Annotated in this window: 21 protein-coding genes; 15 read left to right on the forward strand and 6 right to left on the reverse strand. The window is 66.4% G+C overall.

Annotation, left to right across the window (positions count from 1 at the left end; all coding sequences use genetic code 11):
* The first annotated feature begins 4 nt into the window (after nt 1-4).
* The 10 genes from frr to lpxA all read left to right on the forward strand — a co-directional run bounded on the left by frr (nt 5) and on the right by lpxA (nt 10,559).
* A complete protein-coding gene (gene frr, locus TGR7_RS05815) occupies nt 5-562 on the forward strand; it encodes a ribosome recycling factor (protein ID WP_012637731.1) in 558 nt (185 codons plus the stop codon).
* A 290-nt stretch (nt 563-852) separates the two neighbouring features.
* A complete protein-coding gene (locus tag TGR7_RS05820; protein WP_041442615.1) occupies nt 853-1,602 on the forward strand; it encodes an undecaprenyl pyrophosphate synthase in 750 nt (249 codons plus the stop codon).
* Entirely contained in the window at nt 1,589-2,548 is a 960-nt protein-coding gene (locus tag TGR7_RS05825; RefSeq protein WP_012637733.1) for a phosphatidate cytidylyltransferase, read from the forward strand. The genes TGR7_RS05820 and TGR7_RS05825 overlap by 14 nt, the downstream gene beginning before the upstream one ends.
* Nucleotides 2,549-2,639: 91 nt before the next feature.
* On the forward strand, nt 2,640-3,866 hold the full coding sequence (ispC, locus tag TGR7_RS05830; RefSeq protein WP_012637734.1) for a 1-deoxy-D-xylulose-5-phosphate reductoisomerase: 1,227 nt from the start codon (nt 2,640-2,642) through the stop codon (nt 3,864-3,866).
* Nucleotides 3,863-5,227: an RIP metalloprotease RseP gene (rseP, locus tag TGR7_RS05835; RefSeq protein ID WP_012637735.1), complete on the forward strand. Its 1,365-nt coding sequence runs from the start codon at nt 3,863-3,865 to the stop codon at nt 5,225-5,227. Before ispC ends, rseP begins: the two co-directional genes overlap by 4 nt.
* Nucleotides 5,228-5,235: 8 nt before the next feature.
* Complete coding sequence (gene bamA, locus TGR7_RS05840) at nt 5,236-7,512, forward strand: outer membrane protein assembly factor BamA (protein WP_012637736.1); 2,277 nt, start codon at nt 5,236-5,238, stop codon at nt 7,510-7,512.
* Nucleotides 7,513-7,656: 144 nt separating this feature from the next.
* Nucleotides 7,657-8,181, forward strand: a complete 525-nt coding sequence (locus TGR7_RS05845; protein WP_012637737.1) for an OmpH/Skp family outer membrane protein — start codon at nt 7,657-7,659, stop codon at nt 8,179-8,181.
* Nucleotides 8,182-8,228: 47 nt separating this feature from the next.
* On the forward strand, nt 8,229-9,230 hold the full coding sequence (gene lpxD / locus TGR7_RS05850) for a UDP-3-O-(3-hydroxymyristoyl)glucosamine N-acyltransferase (RefSeq protein ID WP_041441091.1): 1,002 nt from the start codon (nt 8,229-8,231) through the stop codon (nt 9,228-9,230).
* Between the two features lie 88 nt (nt 9,231-9,318).
* Complete coding sequence (gene fabZ / locus TGR7_RS05855; RefSeq protein WP_012637739.1) at nt 9,319-9,768, forward strand: 3-hydroxyacyl-ACP dehydratase FabZ; 450 nt, start codon at nt 9,319-9,321, stop codon at nt 9,766-9,768.
* Complete coding sequence (lpxA, locus tag TGR7_RS05860) at nt 9,765-10,559, forward strand: acyl-ACP--UDP-N-acetylglucosamine O-acyltransferase (RefSeq protein WP_012637740.1); 795 nt, start codon at nt 9,765-9,767, stop codon at nt 10,557-10,559. The genes fabZ and lpxA overlap by 4 nt, the downstream gene beginning before the upstream one ends.
* 123 nt (nt 10,560-10,682) lie before the next feature.
* Here the strand turns inward: lpxA and lpxB are convergent, their stop codons facing one another.
* The 3 genes from lpxB to TGR7_RS05875 are packed head-to-tail and all read right to left on the reverse strand — an operon-like array spanning nt 10,683 to nt 13,933.
* Nucleotides 10,683-11,849 (reverse strand): lipid-A-disaccharide synthase, encoded by a 1,167-nt coding sequence (gene lpxB, locus TGR7_RS05865; protein ID WP_012637741.1) that lies wholly within the window; start codon nt 11,847-11,849, stop codon nt 10,683-10,685.
* On the reverse strand, nt 11,836-12,930 hold the full coding sequence (locus tag TGR7_RS05870) for a DegT/DnrJ/EryC1/StrS family aminotransferase (RefSeq protein ID WP_012637742.1): 1,095 nt from the start codon (nt 12,928-12,930) through the stop codon (nt 11,836-11,838). Before TGR7_RS05870 ends, lpxB begins: the two co-directional genes overlap by 14 nt.
* 49 nt (nt 12,931-12,979) lie before the next feature.
* Entirely contained in the window at nt 12,980-13,933 is a 954-nt protein-coding gene (locus TGR7_RS05875; protein ID WP_012637743.1) for a Gfo/Idh/MocA family protein, read from the reverse strand.
* A 229-nt stretch (nt 13,934-14,162) separates the two neighbouring features.
* On the opposite strand from TGR7_RS05875, the gene rnhB reads away from it, so the two are divergent.
* The 4 genes from rnhB (at nt 14,163) to tilS (ending at nt 20,891) form a co-directional block, all read left to right on the forward strand.
* Nucleotides 14,163-14,771, forward strand: coding sequence for a ribonuclease HII (gene rnhB, locus TGR7_RS05880; protein ID WP_012637744.1), 609 nt, complete (start codon nt 14,163-14,165; stop codon nt 14,769-14,771).
* 159 nt (nt 14,772-14,930) lie between these two features.
* Complete coding sequence (gene dnaE, locus TGR7_RS05885; RefSeq protein WP_012637745.1) at nt 14,931-18,419, forward strand: DNA polymerase III subunit alpha; 3,489 nt, start codon at nt 14,931-14,933, stop codon at nt 18,417-18,419.
* 173 nt (nt 18,420-18,592) lie between these two features.
* Complete coding sequence (locus TGR7_RS05890; protein WP_012637746.1) at nt 18,593-19,552, forward strand: acetyl-CoA carboxylase carboxyltransferase subunit alpha; 960 nt, start codon at nt 18,593-18,595, stop codon at nt 19,550-19,552.
* Between the two features lie 85 nt (nt 19,553-19,637).
* Nucleotides 19,638-20,891, forward strand: a complete 1,254-nt coding sequence (gene tilS / locus TGR7_RS05895) for a tRNA lysidine(34) synthetase TilS (protein WP_245523033.1) — start codon at nt 19,638-19,640, stop codon at nt 20,889-20,891.
* Nucleotides 20,892-21,051: 160 nt separating this feature from the next.
* On the opposite strand, the gene metK is transcribed toward tilS, so the two are convergent.
* From metK to TGR7_RS05910, 3 genes are all read right to left on the reverse strand, one after another.
* Nucleotides 21,052-22,221 carry a methionine adenosyltransferase gene (metK, locus tag TGR7_RS05900; protein ID WP_012637748.1) on the reverse strand — a complete coding sequence of 390 codons (1,170 nt, stop codon included), beginning with the start codon at nt 22,219-22,221 and terminating at the stop codon, nt 21,052-21,054.
* Between the two features lie 70 nt (nt 22,222-22,291).
* Entirely contained in the window at nt 22,292-23,131 is an 840-nt protein-coding gene (locus TGR7_RS05905) for an SAM-dependent methyltransferase (RefSeq protein WP_012637749.1), read from the reverse strand.
* Nucleotides 23,132-23,133: 2 nt separating this feature from the next.
* On the reverse strand, nt 23,134-23,940 hold the full coding sequence (locus TGR7_RS05910; protein ID WP_012637750.1) for a glycine/sarcosine N-methyltransferase: 807 nt from the start codon (nt 23,938-23,940) through the stop codon (nt 23,134-23,136).
* A 537-nt stretch (nt 23,941-24,477) separates the two neighbouring features.
* On the opposite strand from TGR7_RS05910, the gene TGR7_RS05915 reads away from it, so the two are divergent.
* On the forward strand, nt 24,478-26,121 hold the full coding sequence (locus tag TGR7_RS05915) for a CTP synthase (RefSeq protein ID WP_012637751.1): 1,644 nt from the start codon (nt 24,478-24,480) through the stop codon (nt 26,119-26,121).
* Nucleotides 26,122-26,123: the final 2 nt, after the last annotated feature.

The following is a 26,123-nucleotide window of genomic DNA, read 5'->3' on the forward strand; positions in this document are numbered from 1 at the left end:
CCCCATGACTGATTCCATCAAGAAGGACGCCAAGGCCCGCATGGGCAAGAGCATCGAGTCCCTGCGCAACGAACTGGCGAAGATCCGCACCGGCCGTGCCCACACGAGCCTGCTGGATCACGTGATGGTGGAGTACTACGGCTCCGATGTGCCCATCAGCCAGGTGGCCAACGTGAACGTTGAGGATGCCCGCACCCTGACCGTCACCCCCTGGGAGAAGACCATGGTCTCCAAGGTGGAGAAGGCCATCATGACCTCCGACCTGGGCCTGAATCCCTCCTCCATGGGCACCGTGATCCGCGTGCCCATGCCGGCGCTCACCGAGGAGCGTCGCCGGGACCTGGTGAAGGTGGTGCGCGGTGAGGCGGAGAATGCCCGCGTGGCCATTCGCAACATCCGTCGCGACGCCAACAACGCGCTCAAGGCCCTGGTCAAGGGCAAGGAGATCTCCGAGGACGATGAGCGCCGCGCCCAGGACGAGATCCAGAAACTCACTGACAGCCACATCGAGGAAGTGGACAAGGTGCTCGCCGAGAAGGAAAAGGAACTGATGGAGGTCTGAGACAGTGTCGTGTCCCGTAAATATCTTGCCATTCAGAGCCCCGCAAAAGCGCCAAGGCAAGGCGCACACCGCAGGGAATGGCCAGGCCCTTGCCAAGGTGTGCAACGCGGCATTGGCGGTTTTGCGGGGCTCCCTGCGGGCGTGGCTGTGCGGGCGTGTGGCGGTGTTACGCTTGCTTGAAATGGGGGTGGCCATTCCAGCGCAAGCGTGCCTAGCCACACGCTCGCACAGCCACGCTGAATGGCAAGATATTTATGGGACACGACACTAGGCCCCGTCGTTTCGATTCCGTGAGTCCAGCCCCCGCCGACAGCGCCGTCATCCCCCGGCACGTGGCCATCATCATGGATGGCAACGGCCGCTGGGCGCGCGCGCGCCATCTGCCCCGCACCGAGGGTCATCGCCAGGGCGTGCATGCCACCCGCACGGCGGTGCGCTTCTGCGCCGCCCGCGGGGTCCAGGCCCTGACCCTGTTCGCCTTCAGCAGCGAGAACTGGAAGCGCCCCTCCGCCGAGGTCAACACCCTGATGAGCCTGTTCGTCAGCGCCCTGGAGAAGGAGCTGCCGGAGCTGGTGCAGAACAACATCCGCCTGCGCTTCATCGGCGAGCGCGAGGCCTTCTCCGACAAGCTCAAACATCGTATCCACGAGGCGGAGGCCGCCACTCGGGACAATACCGGCATGGAGCTGGTGATCGCGGTGAGTTATGGCGGGCGCTGGGACATCACCGCCGCCGTGCGGTGCCTGGCGGTCGAGGTGGCCGAGGGGCGGCTCGACCCGGCGTCCATCAGTGTCGAGACCCTGGACAGGCAGCTGTCCACCGCGGGCCTGCCCGACCCGGATCTGTTCATCCGCACCGGCGGCGAGCGTCGCCTGAGCAATTTCCTGCTCTGGCAGCTGGCCTACACGGAGCTCTACTTCTGCGACGTGCTCTGGCCCGACTTTGACGAGGACGCGCTGCAGGCGGCCTTCGAATTCTTTGCCGGCCGGGAGCGCCGCTTCGGCCGGACCGGGGAGCAGGTGAGCCATGAGCGTGCTTAGGCAGCGCATCCTGACCGGCCTGGTGCTGGTCGTGGTGGTGTTCGGCAGCATCCTCCTGCTGCCCACCTGGGCCTTTGCCCTGGGCGTGCTGGCGGTGCTGCTGGGCGGTGCCTGGGAATGGTCTCGTCTGGAACGAGCCATCGCGACCAGAGGGAGCCCGGAGGGTGAGCCCCAGGGACGGGGCGAACAATGGTCTCGTCTGGAACGAGCCATCGCGACCAGAGGGAGCCCGGAGGGTGAGCCCCAGGGACGGGGCGAACAATGGTCTCGTCTGACCGGCAAGGGCGGGCAGGCCGGCCGGCTGGCCTATCTGGGGCTGATCCTGCTGCTCGCGCTGGGGGCGGCGCTCCTGTGGCAGGACGGCTCGGGTCTGTGGCCGGTGCTGGCCGGTGTGGTATGGTGGGCCGTGGTGCTGGTGCTGCTGGCCATCTATCAGCCCGGCGGTCACCGGCACCCGGTGCTGACCGGCCTGGCAGGCCTGCTGACCCTGATTCCCGCCGGGCTGGCCCTGGTCATGCTCCACGAGGTGAGTCCGCTCTGGCTGGTGTTCCTGGTGTTCCTGACCTCCACCGCCGACAGTGCGGCCTATTTCACCGGCAAGCGTTTCGGGCGCAACAAGCTGGCCCCCCACATCAGCCCCGGCAAGACCCGGGAGGGCCTGTTGGGGGCGCTGGTGGCCACCGCCCTGCTGGGGCTGGCCGGGGCCTGGTGGTTCCAGGTGCACCCGGGCCTGTGGTTCTACTTCGTGGCCCTGTGCCTGGTGACCGCCCTGCTGTCCGTGGCGGGCGACCTGTTCGAGAGCCTGGTGAAGCGCGAGGCGGGGGTGAAGGACAGCGGCACCCTGCTGCCGGGTCACGGCGGTGTGCTGGACCGCATCGACAGCCTCACGGCCGCCGCACCGGTGTTTCTGCTGGGCCTGGTCTGGGGCAACATCCTGTCCCTGTAAGCATCACTGTGACGATCACGTTCTCAATGCGCCACTTCCCGAAAACAGCTCGACGCCCGAACCCGCGCGCGATCCCCGGGTCGGAGGCATCATGACGATGCAAGACGAGCCCGTGCGCCGTGGCGTGACCATCCTGGGTTCCACCGGCACCATCGGGGTGAACACCCTGGATGTGCTGGCCAGACACCCGCAGGCCTATCGCGTGGTGGCGCTCACGGCCAATGACAACGTGGAACGCCTGGCGCAGCAGTGTCGCGACTTCCGGCCCGACTACGCCGTGGTGGTGAGCGCGGACGGCGCCGAACGCCTGGAGCGCGAGCTCGCGGCCGAAGGACTTCCCACCCGGGTGCTGTGCGGTGCCGAGGCCCTGGTGCAGGTGGCCGCCCTTCCGGAGACCGACTACGTGATGGCGGGCATCGTGGGCGCCGCGGGCCTGATGCCGACCCTGGCGGCAGCCCGGGCCGGCAAGCGGGTCATGCTGGCCAACAAGGAGGCCCTGGTCATGTCCGGGCAGCTGTTCATGGACGAGATCCATGCCAGCGGCGCGGAGCTGCTGCCCATCGACAGTGAGCACAACGCCATCTTCCAGTGTATGCCGGCGGATTTCGCCCGGGGACTCGATCGGGTCGGCGTGGAGCGCATCCTGCTGACCGCCTCCGGCGGGCCGTTTCGCACCTTAAGCCCCGAGGCCCTGGCCGGTGTGACCCCGGAGCAGGCCTGTGCCCACCCCAACTGGGTGATGGGCCGCAAGATCTCGGTGGATTCCGCCACCATGATGAACAAGGGCCTGGAGGTGATCGAGGCCTGCTGGCTGTTCGGCACCGGCACCGAGCGGGTGGAGGTGGTGCTGCATCCCCAGAGCGTGATCCACTCCATGGTTTCCTACAGCGACGGCTCCGTGCTGGCGCAGCTGGGCAATCCGGACATGCGCACCCCGATCGCCCACGCCCTGGCCTGGCCGGAGCGCATCGCCTCCGGGGTGGCGCCCCTGGACATGGTGGCCATCGCCCGACTGGACTTCGAGCGTCCGGATCTGGGGCGTTTCCCCTGCCTGCGACTGGCCTACCAGGCCTTCCAGGTGGGCGGTACCGCCACCGCCGTGCTCAACGCCGCCAACGAGGTGGCGGTCGCGGCCTTCCTGGACAGCCGGCTGGCCTTCACGGACATCGCCAAGGTGATCGAACACAGCCTGGAGCAGGTGAGCACCGGCCCTGCCTCGGACCTGGAACGGGTGCTCAAGGCCGATGAGGCCGCCCGCCAGGTCGCCCGGGAACGCATTGCGGGCATCGGCGGACTGCGTATGGGACAGGCCTCATGAGTATCCTGATCAGCATTGCCGCCTTCGTCGTCGCCATCGGCGTCCTGGTGACCGTGCACGAATACGGCCACTACTGGGTGGCCCGGCGCGCGGGCGTGAAGGTTTTGCGATTCTCGGTGGGCTTCGGGCGTCCCCTGTGGCGCAGGGTGGCCGGCGCCGATCGCACCGAGTACGTGATTGCCGCCATCCCTCTGGGCGGTTACGTCAAGATGCTGGACGAGCGCGATCCGGACACGCCGCCGGGCGAGGATCTGTCCCGGGCCTTCAACCGCCAGCCGGTGGGCAAGCGCATCGCCATCGTGGCGGCGGGTCCGGCCTTCAATTTCCTGTTCGCCATCCTGGCCTACTGGCTGATGTTCATGGTGGGCATCGGCGGCGTGAAGCCGGTGGTGGGCGAGGTGGCACCCGCGTCCCTGGCCGCCGAGGCGGGCTTCGTCAGTGGCGACCGGCTGATCTCCGTGGCCGATACCGAGACGCCCACCTGGGAACTGGCTTCCCTGGCACTGCTGGAGCGCAGCCTCGACTCCCAACGGGTGGCCGTGCGGGTGGAGACCGCCGACGGGCGCGAGTTCGTGCGTTGGCTGGACCTGAGCGACACCCGCCGGCTGCTGGATGAGGGTCCGCTCCTGGACAAGATCGGCATCACCCCCTGGCGTCCGCGCCTGGACCCGGTGCTGGGCGAGCTGGTCTCCGGCGGGCCGGCAGTCCAGGCCGGGCTGCAGAGCGGTGACCGGGTGCTTGCGGCGGACGGCGAGCCCGTGCACACCTGGCAGGGCCTGGTGGAGCACATCCAGGCCCGGCCCGACGGCATGATGCAGCTGGAGGTGGAGCGCGACGGCAGCCGCCTGCAGGTGGCCGTGCGTACCGGCAGCCGCGAGGACAACGGGCGCATCGTGGGCATCATCGGCGCCTATCCCCACGTGGACACCAGCCAGTTCGAGGCCATGCGCACCACGGTGCGTCACGGCCCCGTCGAGTCCTTCGTCAACGGTGTGACTCGCACCTGGGACATGACCGTGCTCACCCTGCGGGTGCTCTGGCGCCTGGTGATGGGCGAGGCCTCGGTGAAGAACATCAGCGGGCCCATCAGCATCGCCGAATACGCGGGCGTCACCGCCGTGATCGGTGTGGCCGCATTCCTGGGTTTCATGGCCATCGTCAGTATCAGTCTCGGCATCATCAACCTGCTGCCCATCCCCATGCTGGATGGCGGACACCTGCTCTACTACCTGGTGGAGATCGTCAAGGGCAGCCCCGTCTCGCCCCAGGTGGAGGCCATCGGCCAGCGGGTGGGGCTGGTGATGATCGCGCTGCTGATGACCCTCGCCTTCTACAACGACATCATGAGAATACTGGGCTGAATCTCCCTATGCTGAATCGTCTGAGAGTTGCCGTGGCCGGTGCGCTGCTGGCTGCCGGCATGGCCCACGGGGCCACCTTCACCATCGAGGACATCGAGGTGGAGGGTCTGGAGCGCATCGCTCCGGGCACGGTGTTCACCAATCTGCCGGTGCAGGTGGGCGATGCCTTCGACGATGCGCGCAGCGCCGAGGTGGTGCGCGCGCTGTTCCGTACCGGCTTCTTCTCCGACGTCTCCCTGCGTCGCCGCGACAACGTGCTGGTGGTGGTGGTCGAGGAGCGTCCCGCCATCAACGAGATCAACATCAGTGGCAACCGTGACATCAAGGACGACGAACTCATGGATGCCCTGCGCCAGGTGGGCATGGCCCGCGGACGGGTATTCAACCGCACCGTGCTCGAGCGCATGGAGAACGAGCTGCGCCAGCAGTACTACGCCCGCGGCAAGTACAACGTGCGTATCGACGTCGAGGTGGAGGAACTGGAACGCAACCGCGTCGACGTGAACATCGACATCGCAGAGGGTCAGGTGGCCAAGATCCGGCGCATCAACCTGGTGGGCAACGATGCCTTCGAGGACAGGGAGATCCTGCGTCGTTTCGATTCCGGCATCCCGCGCTGGTACGCCTTCTTCAGCCGCCGGGATCACTACTCACGCCAGAAGCTCTCCGGTGACCTGGAGACCCTGCGTTCCAAGTACCTGGACAGCGGTTTCGTCAATTTCAACATCGATTCCACCCAGGTGACCCTGACCCCGGACCGCAAGGACATCTATGTCACGGTCAACGTGGACGAGGGTGACCAGTACACCATCAGCGACGTGCGCCTCGGTGGCAATCTCATTGTCGACGAGCAGGAGCTGATGGAGCTGGTCCGGGTCGCGCCGGGGGATGTGTTCTCCCGGGCGCGGATCAATGCATCCGCCGACGCCATCACCCGTCGCCTCGGCGACGAGGGCTATGCCTTCGCCAACGTCAATCCGATCCCCGAAGTGGATGAGGAGAACCGCACCGTCAGCCTGACCCTGTTCGTGGATCCGGGTCAGCGGGTCTACGTGCGGCGCATCAACTTCACCGGCAACGACCGCACCCAGGACGAGGTGTTCCGCCGCGAGATGCGCCAGATGGAAGGCGGCTGGTACTCCACCTCCAACGTGGACCGTTCCCGGGTGCGCCTGCAGCGCCTGTCCTTCGTGGAATCGGTGAACGTGGAGACCCGGCGCGTGCCCGGCAGTGACGACCAGGTGGATCTGGACATCAGTGTGAAGGAGCGCTTCTCCGGAAGCTTTACCGTGGGCGTGGGCTACGCCCAGAGCGAAGGCGTGCTGTTCAACCTGGGGCTGTCCCAGGAGAACTTCATGGGCACCGGTCGGCGCGTGTCGCTGGCCTTCAACAACAGTTCGGTGAACCGCACCTACAGCATCTCCTACCTGAATCCCTACTACACCCTGGACGGCATCAGCCGTGGATTCACGCTGTTCTTCCGCGAGACCGATGCCTCCCAGCTGGATATCTCCCGCTATGCCACCAACCGCTACGGCGGCACCCTGACCTACGGCATACCGCTCACGGAATTCGACACCTTCCGCTTCAGCCCCGGTTACGAACGCGTCGAGGTGGTGACCACGTCCGGCACCTCCGACGAGGTCTTCGATTACATCGCAGACGGCAACACCTTCAATTTCTACACCCTGGAATCCTCGTTTACCCACGACACGCGGGACCGCACGGTGTTCGCCAGCGAGGGCAACCTGCAGCGGGCGGGGGTGAAGGTGGCCCTGCCGGGCAGCACCGCCGAGTACTTCAAGCTCGATCTGCGCAGCCAGTGGTTCCTGCCCCTGCGCGACAACCTGTCCATCGGGCTCAACGGCGAGATCAACTACGCCGAACCCTATGGTGACAATGACCGTGTGCCGTTCTTCGAGCATTACTTCGCCGGCGGCTCGCGCTCGGTGCGCGGCTACCGGGACTTCAGTCTGGGCCCGCAGGATTCCAACAACGACCCGTTCGGCGGCACCTTCCGCGTGGTGACCACCGCCGAGCTGCTGTTCCCGCCGCCATTCCTGGACGACAGCGGCAACATGCGCATGAGCCTGTTCCTGGATGCGGGTCAGGTCTACCAGAGTTACGAGGCCTTCGATGCGGGCGAGATCCGCACCTCGGCGGGTATCGGCATGACCTGGTTGTCCCCCGTCGGCGCGTTGACTTTCAGTCTGGCCCAAGCGTTAAATGACAAGCCGGAAGATGACCGGCAGGTGTTCCAGTTCAGCATCGGCGCGGCGTTCTGATGCCGATGCGTGACCGATTTCACTCAGGCTGGTCATCTACGCACGGAATTTAAAGTGCCTCATGCAGGTCCAAGCTGAGACACGTTACGAACCACCGATCCCCGAAAGGGAAAACGTACTCAATGGAGAGCAGTCTTGAAGAGAATGCCCACGATCCTGGTTTCCCTTATCCTGGCGCTGACCCTGCTCGGCTCTGCCGGCATGGCCCTGGCAGCCGAGGCCAGGGTGGCCTTCGTCAACATCAACTTCATCATGGAGCGTTCGCCTCAGGCTGAGGCCGCCCTCAGTGCACTGGAGAAGGAATTCTCGCCCCGTGACGCGGAACTGGTGGCCGAGCGCGACGCCCTGCGCCAGATGCAGGAGCGCCTGGAGCGTGATGCCGATGTCATGGGTGCCGAACAGCGCGCCGAACTGGAGCGCAATTTCCGCAACCGTTCCCGCGAGTTCAAGCGTGCCCAGGACATGTTCAGCGAGGACCTGAACGTGCGTCGCAACGAGGAACTGGGTCGGCTGCAGCGCCTGGTCCAGAACGTGATCCTGGAGATCGCCCAGCAGGAACGCTATGACCTGGTGCTGACCGAGCGCAACGTGCTGTTTGCCAGCGAACGCATCAACATCACCGACAAGGTGCTGGAGCGCTTGCGCCAGCAGGGCCAGGGCGGTCGCTGATCCGGCGGCCGCGTGCCTGACAGGTTTCGAGCAGGCATCCGAGCGACGTGGTGACGCTTTCCGACCTTGCCGTCCATCTGGGTGCTGAACTGCACGGCGACGGCCGGCTCGAGATCACCGGGGTCGCCCCCCTGGACCGGGCCGGCCCCGGCGAACTCGCCTTCCTGAACAACCCCCGCTTTCGCAAGCACCTGCCCGGTACCCGGGCAGGTGCCGTGCTGTGCAGGGCAGATGATGCGGCCCTGTGCCCGGTGCCGGCGCTGGTGATCTCCGATCCCTACCTGGGCTATGCCCGGGCCTGTGCCCTGATCTTCCCGGAGCCCTTGCCCCGCGCCGGCATCCACCCCACGGCAGTGGTGGATGCCTCCGCGCGTCTTCATCCGGGTGTCGAGGTGGGCGCGCAGTGCGTGGTGGGCCCGGAGTGTGTACTGGATCAGGGCGTGGTGCTGGGGCCTGGCTGCATACTGGAGGCCGATTGCCAGGTGGGTGCGGATACGCGCCTGGGTCCGCGGGTCACGCTCTACCGCGGCACGCGGCTGGGTCGGCGGGTGCGCATCCATGCCGGTGCGGTGCTCGGGGCCGACGGTTTCGGTTTCGCCCCGGATCAGGCTCGCCACTGGGTGAAGATCCCCCAGCTTGGCCGGGTGGTGGTGGGGGATGACGTGGAGATCGGCGCCAACACCACCATCGACCGGGGGGCGCTGGAAGACACCGTCATCGGCACCGGCGTGAAGATGGACAACCTCATCCAGGTGGCCCACAACGTGCACATCGGCGATCACACGGCCCTGGCGGGCTGCGTGGGCATCGCCGGCAGCACTCGCATCGGCAGCCACTGCGCCATTGGCGGCGGAGCCGGTATACTGGGCCACCTGGACATCGCCGACGGTGTGACCGTCACTGCCATGAGCTTCGTGACCCGCTCCATCCGCGAGCCCGGTGTGTACTCCTCCGGGGTGCCCCATGACACGGCCCGCGAGTGGAACCGGAGTCTCGCCCGCCTGCGCCGCATGGGGAAGCGCGACAAGGGTGCGCCCGGGCAGGACTGAGCGCTCCGTCTCGATCGACGACAAGCTACCAGCCGCATCGCCCAGGCGTTCGGCCAGACAACAACACAGGGACACATCATTGGACGCCATGAGCATTCACCAGGTGATGCGCTATCTGCCTCACCGTTACCCCTTTCTCCTGGTGGACCGGGTCACCGACTTCAAGCCCGGTGAATACCTGGAGGCCATCAAGAACGTGAGCATCAACGAGCCCTATTTCCAGGGGCATTTCCCCATTCGTCCGGTGATGCCCGGCGTGCTGATCATGGAGGCACTGGCCCAGGCCACGGGTCTGCTGGCCTTCAAGACCGAGGAGGCCCGCAACGAGAACCAGGACAAGCAGCAGCTCTATCTGTTCGTGGGGATCGACGAGGCCCGCTTCCGCCGCCAGGTGGAACCGGGCGACCAGCTGCATCTGCGCGTGGAACTGCTGAGAGTCGTGCGCGGCATCTGGCGCTTCAAGGCAGAGGCCCGGGTCAACGGTGACCTGGTGGCTTCCGCCACGCTGATGTGCGCCGGCAAGGAGATCGAGTCATGATCGATCCCCGGGCGGTCATCGAGCCCGGCGCGCAGATCGCCGAGGACGTACACATCGGCCCGTTCACCACCATCGGCGCCGACGTGCGCATCGGCCGGGGTACCCGCATCGGGCCCCACGTGGTGGTCTCCGGACACACGAGCATTGGCGAGGACTGCCAGGTGTTCCAGTTCGCCTCCATCGGCGAGGCGCCCCAGGACACCGGCTACAAGGGCGAACCCACCCGGGTGGTGATCGGGGACCGCAACGTGATCCGCGAGTTCGTCACCATCCATCGCGGCACCCCCAAGGGCACCGGCGAGACGCGCATCGGCAACGACAACCTGATCATGGCCTACGTGCACATCGCCCATGACTGCGAGGTGGGCAACCATACCATCTTCTCCAATGCCGCCTCCCTGGCCGGACATGTGAAGGTGGAGGATCGCGCCATCCTGGGCGGTTTCACCCTGGTGCACCAGTTCTGCCGCATCGGCACCCATGCCTTCACCAGCATGGGCGCGGCGCTCAACCGTGACCTTACGCCCTATACCCTGGCCTCGGGCAATTACGCCCGGGCCATCGGCATCAACAAGCTGGGATTGAAGCGTCGCGGGTTTTCCCCTGAGACCGTGCGCGCCCTGCACCAGGTGTTCAAGCTGCTGGTGCGCGGCCGTGACCGTGGCGCCGCGATGGCGGCTGCGGAGGAACTGGCGAAGCAGTCTCCGGAAGTGGCCCGTTTCGTGGAGTTTGTGAAGTCGAGCCAGCGCGGTATCGTGCGTTCGGGTCGCAGGCACCCATCTGAAGGGTGAAGTGCGAATTTAGAAGTGAGATGTAGGAAGTAGGAAGTGCATTGGCGGAGCTTTGCCATTCACCTATTGTCACTTCTCACTTCTCACTTCTCACTTCTCACTTCTCACTTCTCACTTCTCACTTCAATCCAGTTTCCCGGTGTCGATCAGTTCCAGCGCCATCCGCGCCACATTCTCCGATCCCCCGCCTTCCCCCAGTCTTTCCCGGATGATCCCGAGGCGTTCGCGCACCTGGCGCGCGTAGTCGTTGTCCGTCAGCAGGCGCTCGATCTCACCGGTGATGGCCTCGGGGGTGGCTTCGTGCTGGATGAATTCCGGTACCACCCGTTCGCCGGCAACGATGTTGGCCAGCCCGATGTCACGGATCAGGATCAGTCGCTTGAGGATGGCGTAGGTGATCGGTGAGACCCGGTAGAGGATGGCCATGGGCACCCGCAGCAGGCCCGCTTCCAGGGTGGCGGTGCCCGATGCGATCATCAGGGCATCGCTGGCGTGCATGGCGTCGTAGGTGCGACCACTCACCTGCACGATGCCCAGGCTGCCGTCCACGTGGGACGTGACATCCCGCTCCACGTCCACGCCGGGGGCGATGGGCATGATGAACTGCACGCTGGGGATGCGGCTGCGCAGCAGCCGGGCGGATTCCATGATCAGGGGCAGGTGACGGCGCAGCTCACCGCGACGGCTGCCGGGCAGGATGCCCACCACCGGGGCGGTCTCGTTGAGGCCGAAGCCGCGGCGCAGGGTGTAGCAGTCCGCCGAGGCCCGCACCTCGTCTACCAGCGGGTTGCCCACGTAGCGCACCGGAATGCCATGCTTGCGATAGACCGCCTCCTCGAAGGGAAACAGCACGGCCATGGCGTCGATCACCTGGCCGATGCGCCGCACCCGGCGCGCGCGCCAGGCCCAGACCTGGGGGCTGACGTAGAACAGCACCTTCACGCCCTTGCCCTTGGCGAAGCGGGCCAGGCGCAGGTTGAACTCCACGTAATCCACCAGCACCAGCAGGCGCGGAGGCTCCCGCTCGATGCTGTGCTTGAGGGTGTTCAGGGCCCGGCGGATATCACCGTAATGGGCCAGCACCTCCACCAGGCCCACCACCGCCAGGCGGGTGCTGTCCACCAGGATCTCCACGCCCGCATCCCTGAGTGCACCGCCGCCCATGCCGGAGAAGCGCAGTTCCGGGCGCAGGCGGCGCAGGGCGCGCACCATGTTGGCGGCGTGCAGGTCGCCGGAGGCCTCACCCGCCACCACCATCACATGGTCGTGACTGGGCTCAGGCGATGGCATTCCGGATCACGTTGGTGACGGTGACGATGTGCTCGTCGGGCATCTCCGGGTAGATGGGCAGGGAGAAGCAGCGCGCCGCGACCTCGTCGGTGACGGGCAGCTGTAGGTGGCTCAGGGTTTCGCCGAAGGCCTTCTGCCGGTGCAGCGGGATGGGGTAGTACACGGCGCAGGCAATCTGCTGGGCCTGCAGGGCCTTCATGATCTCGTCGCGACGCTCGGACAGCAGGGTGTACTGGTGGAAGACGTGGCGTCCGTGACCGTCCTCATGGGGCGTGACGATGCCGGTGCCCGCCAGCAGTTCGTTGTAGCGGTGCGCCACCCGGCGGCGCTGGGTGTTGAATTCATCGATGTGGCGCAGCTTCACCCGCAGGATGGCCGCCTGCATCTCGTCCAGGCGACTGTTGTAGCCGATCACGTCGTGGTGGTAACGCACCTCGCTGCCGTGGTTGCGCAGGCTCAGGATGCGCTTGGCGTACTCCTCGGAACGGGTGGTGATCAGGCCGCCATCGCCGTAGCAGCCGAGATTCTTGCTGGGGAAGAAGCTGAAACAGCCCAGCTCGCCGATGGCGCCGGTCTGGGTGCCGCTCACGTCGGCGCCGAAGGATTGGGCGCAGTCCTCGATGAGGAGCAGCTTGTGCTGGTCGCACAAGGCCTTGAGCCGGTCCATGCGCGCCGGCTGGCCGAACAGGTGCACCGGCAGCACGGCGCGGGTCTTCGGGGTAATCGCTGCCTCCACCTTGTCCGGATCGATGTTGTAGGTCTGGGGGTCGATGTCCACGAACACTGGTGTGGCGCCCACATAGGCGATGGCCTCGGCGGTGGCGATGAAGGTGAAGGCGGTGGTGATCACCTCGTCGCCGGGGCCGATGCCGGCGGCCGCCAGTGCCAGGTGCAGGGCGTCGGTGCCGGAGGCGCAGCCGATGGCGTGGGGCACGCCCAGGTACTCGGCGGTCTCCTGCTCCAGGGCCTTGACGTTGGGGCCGAGGATGAACTGGGTGTTTTCCAGCACGTCCATGACCGCCGTGTCGATCTCGGCCTTGAGCTGGTGGTACTGGGTCTTCAGGTCAACCATGGGGATCATGGGATGGTCTGCCTCGTGTCTTGAAAAGGGATTCGTGTGGGGCGCGCGCTCAGCGCAGCACCCGGGCGTTGCGCAGCACCAGGTCGGTGATCCGGATGGCGGTCTCCAGGGCACGCTGGCCGTCCTCGCCGGAGACGATCACCGGCGCGCCCTCCTGGATGGCCTTGAGGAAGGCAATGATCTCCGCCTTGAGCGCATCGCTTTCGTCGAAGAAGCTCTCCTCGCTGGTGATCTCGGGAATGCCCGGGAACATCTCCCGCTCACCCACCCGGTGGATGGACAGGCCGCGGTTCTGGAAGTCCACGGAGATGTAGGCGCTGGGCTCGAAGATGCGCATCTTGCGCTCGCTCTTCATGCTCACCCGGCTGGAGGTCACGTTGGCCACGCAGCCGTTCTCGAATTCCAGGCGTGCATTGGCGATGTCCACCGCCTGGGACAGCACCTGGGCGCCGCTGGCGGCGATGGATTTGAGCGGCGAGCGCACCATGTCCAGGATGATGTCGATGTCGTGGATCATCAGATCCAGCACCACGTTCACGTCCGTGGCCCGGGGCTTGAAGGGGGCCAGGCGGTGGGACTCGATGAACAGGGGGCGGATGTTGCGGTCGGCCAGGTCCATGAGGGCGGCGTTGAAGCGCTCCAGGTGACCCACCTGCAGGATCACGCCCTTGTCCCTGGCGATTCGGTTGAGTTCGGCGGCCTCTTCCACGGTCACGGTGATGGGCTTTTCCACCAGCACGTGGGTGCCGTGTTCCAGGAAGTCCTTCGCCACCTGGAAGTGCAGGGTGGTGGGCACCGCGATGCTCACCGCATCCACCTTGCCCAGCAGTTCCTTGTAGTCGGTCAGGGCGCGGCAGTGGCAGTCGGCGGCCACGGCGGCAGCCTGCTGGGGACTGGCGTCCACGACGGCGATCAGGTCGGCATTGGGGAGGGCTGCGTACTTCTGGGCGTGGAATTTGCCGAGGTAGCCCACGCCGATCACGGCGCAACGGGTGCTGGACATGAGGGGATCCGGTTTTTCAGGTTTATCAATGGCTTGGAAATTTGGCACCGGGACCCGTGAGGGCTGCCGGTGCTGTGGTAGCATTGTTCGGCCCGTCCTGGGCCTCACCACTGTGGGGCTCGCGCGATGAATCGCTCCGGGCGATTCATAGTTCGGCCCGTCCCTGGGCCTCGCCCCTGTGGGGCCTGCGCGGCGTGGGCGTAGTTTACTGGATTTCTGTGGGGGATGCGTGGATCTGGAGGCCTGGCTGGGGTTGCCCGGGGTGGCGGGCGTGGACGAGGTGGGCCGGGGTCCGCTGGCGGGTCCGGTGGTGGCCGCAGCGGTGATCCTGGACCCGGCGAGACCCATCGATGGACTCAAGGATTCCAAGAAACTGAGCCCTGCACGCCGGGAGGCCCTGGACGTGCAGATCCGCGAGCGCTCCCTGGCCTTTGCCCTGGGGCTCTGCACCCCGGCGGAGATCGACCGCATCAACATCCTGCAGGCGAGCCTGCTGGCCATGCAGCGGGCCGTGGAGGCCCTGTCGCACCGCCCCGAGATGGCCCTGGTGGATGGCAATCGCTGCCCGAAACTCACCATGACCGCCCACGCGGTGATCAAGGGCGACAGCCGGGTGCCGGCCATCAGCGCTGCCTCGATCATCGCCAAGGTGCACCGGGACCGGCTGATGCTGGCACTGGACGAACAACACCCGGGCTATGGGCTGGGCTCGCACATGGGTTACCCGACCCCCGTGCACCTGGAGGCCCTGGAGCGCCTCGGTCCCAGCCCCTGCCACCGCCTGAGCTTCGCCCCGGTGCGCCGGGCGGCGGAGCGCATGCAGGTTGCACTGTTCTGATGAGGCGGATCACGCAGAGAGCGCAAAGACGCAGGGGCCGCGAAGGAAGCAGGCATCAGAATAGCCGCGCGGCGTCTGTGATAATTTTCCGGCTCCGCGTTCTTTGCGTCTCTGCGTGCTCCGCGTTAAATCGCCATTACTGAATAGAACTATCCATACATGACCACTAGCTTCGTACATCTGCATCTGCATACCGAATTCTCCCTGGTGGATGGTCTGGTGCGCGTGGAGCCGCTGGTGCAGGCGGTGCGCGAGGCGGGCATGCCGGCGGTGGCGGTCACCGACCAGGGCAACCTGTTCGGCATGGTGAAGTTCTACAAGGCGGCGCTCAAGGCGGGCATCAAGCCCATCGTGGGCGTGGATACCTGGGTCTCGGCGCCCCAGGCAGGTGAGGCCCCCTCGCGGCTGGTGCTGCTGGCCCAGGACGAGGACGGATACCGCAATCTCACCCGGCTGATCTCGCGAAGCTACCAGGAGGGTCAGCAGAGCGGCGACGCGCCGGTGCTCGATCGCGGCTGGTTCGACGGCGCGAGCCGCGGCCTGATCGCACTCTCCGGGGGGCGCGAGGGCGAGATCGGCCGCGCGCTCATGGGCAGCCAGCCCTCTGCCGCCGAGGAGCTGTGTGAATTCTGGGAAGGCCTGTTCCCGGGGCGCTTCTACCTGGAGATCGGGCGCACCGGGCGTGAAGGCGAGGAGGACCACCTCCATGCCGCGGTGGACCTGGCCCAGTCCCGCTCCCTGCCGGTGGTGGCCACCAACGACGTGCGCTTCCTGGCGGCCTCCGACTTCGACGCCCACGAGGCCCGGGTGTGCATCCACGACGGCCGGGTGCTGGATGATCCCCGCCGGCCCCGGGACTACACCCCGCAGCAGTATCTGCGCACCGCCGAGGAGATGGCGGCGCTGTTTGCCGACATCCCCGAGGCCCTGGAAAACTCCGTGGAGATCGCCCGGCGCTGCAATGTCTCCCTGACGCTTGGCAAGTCGGTGCTGCCGGAGTACCCGGTCCCCGCGGGCATGACCACCGACGACTACTTCCGCAAGGCCTCCCGGGAGGGCCTGGACGCACGCCTGGCGGTGATCCTCGAGGGCGTCACGGACAACCGCGAGGCAAAGGAGCGCGCCTACCGGGAGCGCCTGGAGATCGAGCTGGACGTGATCTGCCAGATGGGCTTCCCGGGCTACTTTCTGATCGTGGCGGACTTCATCCAGTGGGCCAAGGACAACGCCATCCCGGTGGGTCCCGGGCGTGGTTCCGGCGCCGGATCCCTGGTGGCCTACGCGCTCAAGATCACCGATCTGGACCCGCTGCTCTACGACCTGCTGTTCGAGCGTTTCCTCAATCCCGAACGCGTCTCCATGCCCGATTTCGATATCGACTTCTGCATGGAGCAGCGCGACCGGGTGATCGACTACGTGGCGCAGCGCTACGGCCGCGAGAAGGTCTCCCAGATCATCACCCACGGCACCATGGCCGCCAAGGCGGTAGTGCGCGACGTGGGCCGGGTGCTGGGCCACCCCTACGGCTTCGTGGACCGTATCGCCAAGCTGATCCCCTTCGAGATCGGCATGACCCTGGACAAGGCCCTGGAGCAGGAGGAGGAGCTGCGCCGCCTCTACGAGGAGGACGAGGAGGTCAGCGGGCTGATCGACCTGGCCAGGAAGCTCGAGGGCGTGGCGCGCAACGCGGGCAAGCATGCCGGCGGCGTGGTGATCGCCCCCACCGAGCTCACCGACTTCTCGCCGCTGTATTGCGAACCGGGCGGGCAGAGCGTGGTGACCCACTTCGACAAGGACGACGTGGAGGCGGTGGGCCTGGTGAAGTTCGACTTCCTGGGCCTGCGCACGCTGACCATCATCGACTGGGCAGTGCGCACCATCGACCAGCAGCGCAAGGCCGAGGGCCAGGCGCCCCTGGACGTGAACCGCATCCCCCTGGACGACCCGGAGACCTTCGGCCTGCTCAAGCGCCAGGAGACCACCGCGGTCTTCCAGCTGGAATCCCGGGGCATGAAGGAGCTCATCAAGCGCCTGCAGCCGGACGTGTTCGAGGACATCGTGGCCCTGGTGGCCCTGTACCGGCCGGGTCCGCTGCAGTCGGGCATGGTGGACGACTTCATCAACCGCAAGCACGGCCGGGCCAAGGTGGACTATCCCCACCCGGACCTGGAGCCCATCCTCAAGCCCACCTACGGCGTGATCCTGTACCAGGAGCAGGTGATGCAGATCGCCCAGGTGCTGGCGGGCTACACCCTGGGCGGCGCCGACATGCTGCGCCGGGCCATGGGCAAGAAAAAACCCGAGGAGATGGCCAAGCAGCGGGAGATCTTCCTGGCCGGCGCCACCGGCCGGGGCGTGCAGGAGGCCACCGCCAGCTACATCTTCGACCTGATGGAGAAGTTCGCCGGCTACGGCTTCAACAAGTCCCATTCCGCCGCCTACGCGCTGCTTTCCTACCAGACCGCCTGGCTCAAGCAGCACTACCCGGCGGCCTTCATGTCCGCGGTGCTGTCCGCGGACATGGACCACACGGACAAGGTGGTGAACCTCATCGAGGAATGCCGGGCCATGGAACTGCATGTGGTGCCTCCGGACATCAACCGCTCCCAGCACCGCTTCGGGGTGGCCGATGCCCGCACGGTGATCTATGGCCTGGGGGCCATCAAGGGGGTGGGCGAGTCCGCCATCCAGGCCCTGATCCAGGCCCGGGAGGCGGGCGGCCCGTTCCAGAGCCTCGATGACCTGTGCGTGCGTGCCGACTCCCAGAAGATCAACCGCCGCACCCTGGAGGCCCTGATCCGGGCCGGGGCCCTGGATTCCATCGGCCCCAATCGGGCGACCCTGATGGCCAATCTGCCCAAGGCCCTGTCCCGGGCCGAGCAGCACCTGCGCAATGAGAGCCTGGGTCAGGAGGACCTGTTCGGTGGCCCGGTCACCCCGGGTGCCTCGGACGTGGACGACGAACAGCTGCCGGAATGGGACGAGGACCTGCGCCTGTCCGCCGAGAAGGAGACCCTGGGGCTGTACCTCACCGGGCACCCCATCGACCGCTTCCAGGCGGAGCTCAAGGCCATTCACAGCAAGCGCATCGCCGACCTGGTGGCCGAGGTGGGTGACCAGACACCCGGAGAAGGGCGGCGGCGCAAGGAACAGCAGGCCACCGTGGGTGGCCTGGTGATCAACATCCGCACCAAGCCCACCCAGACCGGGCGCATCGGCTTCGTGACCCTGGACGACCGCAGCGGGCGGATCGAGGTGGGCCTGTTCGGGGAGGACTTCAACCGCTACCAGCACCTGCTGGTGAAAGACCGGCTGCTGGTGGTCCAGGGCCAGGCCGGGGTGGACGAGTTCAACGGCGGTGTGCGCCTGCGCGCCCGCCAGGTCATGGACCTGGACGAGGCCCTGTCCCAGTGCGTGAAGGGCCTGGACCTGCGCGTCCTGGGACGGCCCGTGAACGGCCTGGTGGATGAACTCAAGGATGCCCTGGCCCCCAGTCGGGAAGGGCCTTGCCCGGTCTACATCCATTACCGGGACGACCGCTTCCAGGCCTGCTTCGAACTGGGCGAGGACTGGCGGGTCAGGCCCAGCGGTGACCTGATCGCCCGCCTGCGGGGGCTGCTGGGGGAGGATGCAGTGGCGCTGCGTTAGAAGGACAAGTGGAAGTGCGAAGTGTGAATTGGGAAGTCGGAAGTGGGGGTGAGGGTGGTTCCATTCACATTTCCCAATTCACACTTCCCCCTTCAATTCGCACTTCCCTCAGCAAAAGCGTTAGAATCCCAGCCTTGCCGACGACAACGAATCCAAACCCGGCAGCCATTCTTATGAACCCTGATTTTCTCGACTTTGAACAGCCGATCGCCGAACTTGAGGCCAAGATCGAGGAACTTCGCTATGTGGGCGATGATGCCGAGGTCAACATCCAGGAAGAGATCTCGCGGCTGCAGGCCAAGTGCAAGTCCCTGACCGAGTCCATCTTCTCCAAGCTCTCCGCCTGGCAGGTGGCCCAGCTGGCCCGCCATCCGCGCCGTCCCTACACCCTGGACTACATCGGCCGCCTGTTCACCGACTTCGAGGAACTGCACGGCGATCGCGCCTATGCCGACGACGCCGCCATCGTGGGCGGCATGGCCCGCTTCGATGGACAGCCGGTGGTGGTCATCGGCCACCAGAAGGGCCGCGACACCAAGGAAAAGATCCGCCGCAACTTCGGCATGCCCCGTCCCGAAGGCTACCGCAAGGCCCTGCGCCTGATGCGTCTGGCGGAGCGCTTCCGCCTGCCGGTCTTCACCTTCATCGACACCCCCGGCGCCTATCCCGGCGTGGGTGCCGAGGAGCGTGGCCAGAGCGAGGCCATCGCCATGAACCTGCAGGTGATGGCGGGTCTGCGCACACCCGTCATCTGCACCGTGATCGGGGAGGGCGGCTCCGGTGGCGCGCTGGCCATCGGCGTGGGCGACCGGGTGATGATGCTCCAGTACAGCACCTACTCGGTGATCTCCCCCGAGGGCTGCGCCTCCATCCTGTGGAAGAGTGCCGAGCGCGCTTCCGATGCCGCCGAGGCCCTGGGCATCACCTCCGCCCGGCTCAAGGAGCTGGGCCTGATCGACACCATCATCCCCGAGCCCCTGGGCGGCGCCCACCGCAACCCGGAGCAGATGGCCGGCAACCTGCACACCGCGCTCGCCGAGGCCCTGCAGACCTTCAGCGCCATGGACACCGATGCGCTGCTGGAGCGCCGCTATGGGCGGCTGATGGGGTATGGCGAATACAAAGAAGGGTGAACTGAAGTGCGAAGTGTGAATTGGGAAGTGCGAATTGAAAGCCTTTACTTCCCACTTCCCAACTCACACTTCGCACTTCATGGCCATGTTGTCTGACGTCCTCCGCGATGCCCTGCGGCATCTCCCTCCCGCCTCCCGCCTGATCGTCGCCTTCAGCGGCGGCCTCGATTCCCACGTGCTGCTGCATGCCGCCGCGGCCCTGCGCGGTGTAGGGTTTCCCGAGCTTCGCGCCATCCACGTGCATCACGGCCTCAATCCCCGTGCCGATGCCTGGGTCGAGCATTGCGGCCAGGTCTGCGAAGACCTGGGCGTGGAACTCAGGGTGATCCATGTGGATGCCTCGCCGGCCGACGGGGAGAGCCCGGAGGCGGCGGCGCGCCGTGTCCGCTATGCCGCGCTCGAGGCCGCGCTGCTGCCGGGCGACGGCTTGCTCACCGCCCATCATCAGCGGGACCAGGCGGAGACCCTGTTGCTGCAACTGCTGCGGGGTTCCGGCCCGGCGGGTCTGGCGGCGATGCCCCGCTGGCAGCCCCTGGGTGCGGGCTGGCATGGCCGGCCCCTGCTGGAGGTCTCCCGAGAGGTTCTGGAGGGTCACGCCCGGGATCATGGCCTTGCCTGGATCGAGGACGACAGCAACCGGGACACCCGTTTTGACCGCAACCTGCTGCGCGAACGGATCATGCCCTTGCTGCGCGAGCGCTGGCCCTCCCTGGACCAGACCCTGGCCCGGGCCGCCGGACACCAGGCGGAGAGTCTCGGCCTGCTGGGGGACCTGGCGCGCCAGGACCTGGAGGCCCTGCGCGGTGACTTCAGTGGCACCCTGTCCGTGGCCGCGCTCAAGACCCTGCGCCCGGCGCGCCAGCGCAATGTCCTGCGCTTCTGGCTCATGGAAAAGGGTTTGCCAATGCCATCCCAGGCGCGCCTGCAGAGCGTGCTGGACGACGTGCTCGCTGCCGGCCCGGATACCACGCCGCTGGTGGCCTGGCCGGGTGGCGAGATCCGCCGCTACCGGGACGCCCTGCATGCCATGGTGCCGCTCGGAGATCACGATCCCGGCCAGTGTTTCAAATGGGATGGCCGCAGCGCCCTTGAGATCCCGTCCCTTGGTGTGACGCTGTCCGGCGATTGGCTGGCCTCTCAGGGGGTGAGTCTGGCGCCGGGGGAGACCTTCACCGTGGCCTTTCGCCTGGGCGGCGAGACCCTGCGGGTACGGGACCGGACCCGGGACCTGAAGAAGTTGATGCAGGAACGGGGCGTCCCGCCCTGGCTGCGGGACCGGCTGCCCCTGGTGTTTCGGGGGGAGGTGCTGGTGGCGGTGTACTGGAAGTCGGAAGTCTGAACCTGGAAGTGCGAAGTGGTGTGGCATTGAAAAGGGCGGCCGTGGCCGCCCTTTTCCATTTTGTATATCGGCTGGGCATGAGAGCGAAGCCGGTGTCCGGGAGAGGCCGTGGTCCTTGCCGTTTCCCGTTTCCCACTTCCCAATTCACCCTTCCAACTTTCTACGAGGCCTTGAGGCCCTTGGCGGCATCGGCCAGCGCCTCGGCCCGGTCGGTGCGCTCCCAGCTCACGTCCAGATCCTCGCGGCCGAAGTGCCCGTAGCTCGCCGTGGGGCGGTAGATGGGCCGCTCCAGGTCCAGCATGGTGAGGATGCCGTAGGGGCGCAGGTCGAAGTGTTCGCGCACCAGGGCGGTGAGGGTGCCCTCGTCCACCTTGCCGGTACCGAAGGTCTCCACGGCGATGGATGTGGGCTCGGCCACGCCGATGGCGTAGGAGACCTGCACCTCGCAGCGCGATGCCAGGCCGGCGGCCACGATGTTCTTGGCCACGTAACGGCAGGCATAGGCGGCGGAGCGGTCCACCTTGGAGGGGTCCTTGCCGGAGAAGGCGCCGCCCCCGTGGCGGGCCATGCCGCCGTAGGTGTCGACGATGATCTTGCGGCCGGTGAGCCCGGCATCGCCCAGGGGGCCGCCGGTGACGAAACGGCCGGTGGGGTTGATGTGGTACTTGGTGTCCTTGTGCAGCCTGTCGCCCAGCACCGGCTTGATGATCTCCTCCATGACCGCCTCGCGCAGTGCCTTCTGCTCGATGTCCGCCGCGTGCTGGGTGGAGAGCACCACGGCATCGATGGTGGTGGCCTTGCCGTTCTCGTAGCGAAAGCTCACCTGGCTCTTGGCGTCGGGGCGCAGCCAGGGCAGCCGGCCGTTCTTGCGCACCTCGGCCTGGCGGCGCACCAGGCGGTGGGCGAAGTGGATGGGGGCGGGCATCAGCACCTCGGTCTCGTCGCAGGCGTAGCCGAACATCAGGCCCTGGTCGCCGGCACCCTGGTCCTCGGGACGTGCGCGGTCCACGCCCTGGTTGATGTCGGCGGACTGGGCGCCGATCAGGTTCATCACCGCGCAGGTGTCGGCATCGAAGCCCATCTCGGAACTGGTGTAGCCGATGTCGCGCACCACCTCGCGCACGATGCGCTCGATGTCCACGGTGGCGCTGGACTTGACCTCGCCGCCCACGGCCACCACGCCGGTGGTGCAGAAGGTCTCGGCGGCCACCCGGGCCTTGGGGTCCTGGGCCAGGTAGGCGTCCAGGATGGCGTCGGAGACCTGGTCGCTGAGCTTGTCGGGATGGCCTTCGGATACGGATTCGGAGGTGAACAGGTAGGTCTTGTTCATGGCATGGCTCCTTGAGTCATGAATGGATATGCAGCTGAGCGGCACCTGGAACGGGTGCCGCAGGCGGGAATCAGGCGGGTTTGCGGAAGCGGAAGATGCCCCAGGTCAGGTGGCCGTTGCGGCCGCCCTCGATCCAATGAGCGAGGCCCTTTTTCATGCGTTCCAGGTAATCCGGGGAGATCTCGCCCTTGAGGCCCTGTTCCCGGGCCTCGGTCTCGGCCAGCACCCGGGCGTAGTGGCGCGGCAGCTGGTCCGCATGCGCCTCGAAGCCGATCTCCTCCAGGCCCTCGGCGGCGCAGGCCTCCCGGTAGAAGCCCGGCGAGCCCAGGGTCTGCAGGTGGATGCGGGCCAGGATCGGCTCCAGCACGCCCTCGGGGCAGTCGTCGGTCTGCATCGGGTCGGTGAAGATGAACACGCCCCCGGGCTTGAGCAGGCGGGCCGCCTCCCGGACCACCTGGCGGCGGTTGCCGCTGTGCAGGATGGCGTCCTGGGACCAGACGATGTCGAAGCTCTGGTCGGGGTAGGGCACGGACTCGAAGCTGCCGTCCACCACCTCGACGAGCTTGTCCAGGTGATGGGCGCGGGTCTTCTCCCGGTTGCGCTCGTTTTCCACCTCGCTCAGGTTCAGGGCCACCACCCGGCAGCCGAAGGTGGACGCCAGGTAACGGGCGGAGCCGCCGTAGCCGGCACCCATGTCCAGCACGGTCATGTCGGGCCTGGGCTCACCCAGCAGGTCGCCCATGTGGGCCACGGTGCGTCGGCTGGCATCAAAGATCGGCTCATCATCGGACTCGTACAGCCCGATGTGGATGTCCTCGCCGCCCCAGACCCGATGGTAGAAGGTGTCGGCGTCGTCACTGTTGTAGTAGTCCCGCGCGGTGGCCACCGCAGTGCTGTACTTCTGGCTCATGCTCATGCCTCCCGGTACTGTTTCTCGGCCACGTGGATGAAAAAGTCCGGCTCCGTTTCCTTGTAGGTCTCCTTGAAATCCCCGTAGGTCTCGATGCGCTGAAAGCCCACCTCGCGCATCAGGCGGCGCACGTAGGCCTTGCGCAGCGGGTACATGTTCAGGTGGTAGACGGAGTGGTCGGGGAAGGTGTACTGGAACCGGGCCAGGCCCTCGTCCACGTGCTCGGGCCGCACCTCCACGTTGTCGCCGCAGTAGTAGAAGGTGTGCTTGCTGGAATAGCCGTGATCCATGATGGCGTCGTAGTTGCGCTGGTCCAGGATCAGCACACCATCGTGGTTGAGCGCCGAGTAGAATTCCGCCAGGGCCTTGCGCCGGTCGTTCTCGCTGAACAGGTGGGTGAAGGAGTTGCCCAGGCAAACGATGGCATCGAAGCGCCCGTGCACGTCCCGGTTCAGCCAGCGCCAGTCGGACTGGATGGTGCGCAGGATGTGCCCCCGGCGCCTGCCGTTCTCGAAGGCCTTGGCGAGCATCTCGGCGCTGCCGTCCGCGCTGACCACGTCGAAACCCGCTTCCACCAGTTGCACGGAGTGGAAGCCGGTGCCGGTGGCCACGTCCAGGATGCGCCTGGCACCGCGCTCCTTGAGGGCGCGGATGAAGAAGTCCCCCTCACTGGCCCTGCGGCTGTCCCAGTCGATGAGTTCGTCCCACTTGTCCACGAAGGACTTCACGTACTCCTGCTGGTAGTGTTCCGTGTCGCGCACCTCGGTGGGTGCGTCGCCGAATTCCTGCTGTGTGGCCGTGGATGTCATCGTCTTCCTCCCTCGGCAGGCATGGTGGATTCGACCGCCTGCCCGCAGACGGTGGGGCCAGGGTCGGTCATCGCTTGGCGGCGCAGAGCCTGCCCTGGCTGCACCCGCGATGGTGGTGTGGACGGTCTCCCGCCCTTGTGTCGTCTTGATTGAGCGTCTGAAGCGTGGCCCCTGGGGCCCCTGGCCGGATCCCGATCCGGCCCGTTTCTGATGGGGGATGGTTCGGCCATGCCCCCGGCAATGAACAACTGGATGTGCCGCGCGCCGTTTCATGGCGGTGGCAAGGTCTGGACCCGGTGACCGGGCCCGGTATTGGTGCCTTGTGGCTTAAGGCCTATTTACCTTGTGGGAGTTGGCCCTGGATTGCAAGGCGCGGGGGAATCCTGTCATGCAGGATTCACGCGCCGGTGCGGCGTCATGTGGGCCCGGGAGCAGCCCTGGGGCGGGCCCGGGCGCAATTGAGGGAATCCCCCGAATTTGCTAGACTTTCTGCCCGTCCCGAGCCACCGGGCCGGCCCACTCTCCAAGAGTCTTTCCATGACGCGATATGTGTTCATTACAGGGGGCGTTGTCTCCTCCCTGGGCAAGGGTATTGCTTCCGCTTCCCTGGCCGCCATCCTCGAGGCCCGGGGTCTCAAGGTCACCCTGCTGAAGCTTGATCCCTACATCAACGTGGATCCGGGCACCATGAGTCCCTTCCAGCACGGCGAGGTGTTCGTCACCGAGGACGGCGCGGAGACCGACCTGGACCTGGGTCACTATGAACGCTTCGTGCGCATCAAGACCGGCCGGCGCAACAACTTCACCACGGGACAGATCTACGAGAACGTGATCCGCAAGGAGCGCCGTGGCGACTACCTGGGCGGCACCGTACAGGTGATCCCCCACATCACCGACGAGATCAAGCGCAGCATCCGCGCCGGTGCCGAGGGTGCCGACATCGCCCTGGTGGAGATCGGCGGCACCGTGGGTGACATCGAGTCCCTGCCGTTCCTGGAGGCCATCCGCCAGATGGGCGTTGAGATGGGCCACGAGAATGCCCTGTTCATCCATCTCACCCTGGTGCCCTACATCGCCGCCGCCGGCGAGATCAAGACCAAGCCCACCCAGCACTCGGTCAAGGAACTGCGCTCCATCGGTATCCAGCCGGACGTGCTGCTGTGCCGGGCCAACCAGCCCCTGCCGGAAGGCGAACGGCGCAAGATCGCCCTGTTCACCAACGTGGAGGAGCGGGCAGTGATCTCCGCGGTGGATGTGGACAACATCTACAAGATCCCCCTGTGGCTGCATTCCCAGAAACTGGACGAGATCGTGCTGCGCAAGCTGCACATCGATGCGCCGCCCGCCGACCTCTCCGACTGGAAGCACGTGGTCAACGCCATGGAGTTCCCCGAGGCGGAGGTCACCGTGGGCATGGTGGGCAAGTACGTGGACCTCACCGAGTCCTACAAGTCCCTGAACGAGGCCCTGACCCACGCGGGCATCCACACCGGCACCAAGGTCACCATCCGCTATCTCGATTCCGAGAAACTGGAGACCGAGGGCGCCGGCTGTCTCGAGGACCTGGACGCCATCCTGGTGCCCGGCGGCTTCGGTGAGCGGGGCGTGGAGGGCAAGATCGCCGCCGTGCGCTATGCGCGGGAGAACGGGATTCCCTACCTGGGCATCTGCCTGGGCATGCAGGTGGCGGTGATCGAGTTCGCCCGCCACGTGGCCGGCCTGGAAGGGGCCCACAGCACCGAGTTCCGGCCCAATACCCCGCACCCGGTGATCGCCCTGATCACCGAGTGGAAGGACCGTGAGGGCCGCATCGAACAGCGCAGTGCGGACTCCGACCTGGGCGGCACCATGCGCCTGGGTGGCCAGGTCTGCCAGCTGACGCCGGGTACCCTGGCCCACCAGTGCTACGGCAGCGACCACATCACCGAGCGGCACCGTCACCGCTACGAATTCAACAACGGCTACCTGGAGACCCTGACCGCCGCGGGTCTGGTGATCTCCGGGCGTTCCGAGGACGGCTCCCTGGTGGAGGTGGTGGAACTGAAGGACCACCCCTGGTTCCTGGGCTGCCAGTTCCACCCGGAGTTCACCTCCACCCCCCGGGATGGCCATCCCCTGTTTTCCGGGTTCATCCGTGCGGCGCGCGCCCAGCACGAGAAGACCCAGACCAAGAGCGACTGAAC

This window comes from Thioalkalivibrio sulfidiphilus HL-EbGr7 (genome assembly GCF_000021985.1).
Lineage (GTDB): Bacteria > Pseudomonadota > Gammaproteobacteria > Ectothiorhodospirales > Ectothiorhodospiraceae > Thioalkalivibrio_A > Thioalkalivibrio_A sulfidiphilus.